Here is a 1,502-nt window from a genome sequence, read left to right on the forward strand (position 1 = left end):
ATCCGGCGGCGACCGCATGAAGGATCAGTGTCTTACCCTGGGAGGTCTCTCGGTTTCCCCGGGCGAGCCGGGGCAGGAGACCGGCGACGGTTTCCGATGGACCGGGAGAAGTCAGCCGAGGCCATAGTAGGTGGTCCCGGAGGGGACGACTGAAGGGCCGAAGTCGGTCGCCAAGGAGCAGACTGGCCCGTTCGATGACCGTAGCGCGGCAGCAAGCGGCCCAAGCCCAGCTCCGGCTCTTCGATGAGTCGGATACGGGCCCGGCCCGCCACCCCGAGGCCGGCGACGCCGGCAGCGAAGCTGGCGCGCGGGAGGCGCCGCAAGCGGTCGCGGCACGGACCGAGCCCCGAGCCTTGCCGACCTTTGTGATGGAGGAGGTCGCCGACCCGGCGAACCTCAACCAGGCCTACAAGCGGGTGAAGGCGAACAAGGGGGCCGCGGGCGTCGACGGCATGCCCGTCAGCGCGCTGCGGGCCTGGATCGCCGAGCACCGGGATTGGCTGGTCACGGCCCTGCTTGACGGGACGTACCAGCCCGCCGCCGTGCGCGGCGTCACGCTCCCGAAGCCCGGCGGCGGGACCCGCCAGCTGGGCATCCCAACGGTCGTGGACCGCCTGGTCCAGCAGGCCATCGTGCAGGTGCTGGAGCCCAAGCTCGACCCGACGTTCTCGGTGTCGAGTTACGGGTTCCGGCCCGGGCGCAACGCCCATCAGGCGGTGACGGCGGCGGGCGACCATGTCGCCGCGGGCGCGACCATCGTCGTGGACCTGGATCTGGAGAAATTCTTCGACCGGGTGAACCATGACGTCCTGATGGCGCGTCTGGCCCGCCACGTGGGTGACCGGCGGCTGTTGAAGCTCGTCCGGCGCTTTCTGCAGGCCGGCCTGCTGGCGCAGGGCTGTCACACGCCGCGCTACGAGGGGACCCCTCAAGGCGGTCCGCTCTCGCCGCTGATGGCGAACCTTCTGCTCGACGACCTGGACAAGGAGCTGGAGCGCCGGGGCCACCGGTTCTGCCGCTATGCCGACGACTGCAACATTTACGTGCTGTCCGAGGCCGCTGGCGCGCGGGTGATGGCCTCGATTTCGGCGTTCCTGGAGCGCCGGCTCCGGCTCCGGGTCAACCGGGAGAAGAGCGCGGTCGCACCGGTTGATCGCCGGCAGTTTCTGGGCTACCGGCTCCACCGTGACGGGAGGCTGGGCATCTCCCCGGACGCCTACGGCCGGGCCAAGGCCCGGCTCCGGGAGATCACCAGCCGGCGCCGGGGCGTGCCGCTCAGCCACGTGATCGCGGAGGTGAACGCGTTCACCGCGGGCTGGGTGCGGTACTTCCGGCACGCCCATGCCCAGACGGCCCTGGCGGCCCTCGACCAATGGCTCCGCCGACGTTTGCGGTGTTTCCGGCTGAAGCAGGCCAAGACCTCGTCCGGCCTGCACCGCCTGTTGACCCACAACGGCGTGCCCCCGCCCGAAGCCCGCAAGCTGGCCGGCTCCGGCCGCGGC

At 71.0% G+C, this 1,502-nt stretch carries 1 protein-coding gene; it reads left to right on the forward strand.

Going from position 1 to position 1,502, the window contains the following annotated elements:
- Window positions 1-194: 194 nt before the first annotated feature.
- Window positions 195-1,502 (forward strand): group II intron reverse transcriptase/maturase (gene ltrA / locus CKO28_RS27585; RefSeq protein ID WP_200344726.1); only part of this gene is annotated, 1,308 nt, incomplete at its 3' end.

Source organism: Rhodovibrio sodomensis (assembly GCF_016583645.1).
In the GTDB taxonomy this organism is placed as follows: Bacteria; Pseudomonadota; Alphaproteobacteria; order Kiloniellales; family Rhodovibrionaceae; genus Rhodovibrio; species Rhodovibrio sodomensis.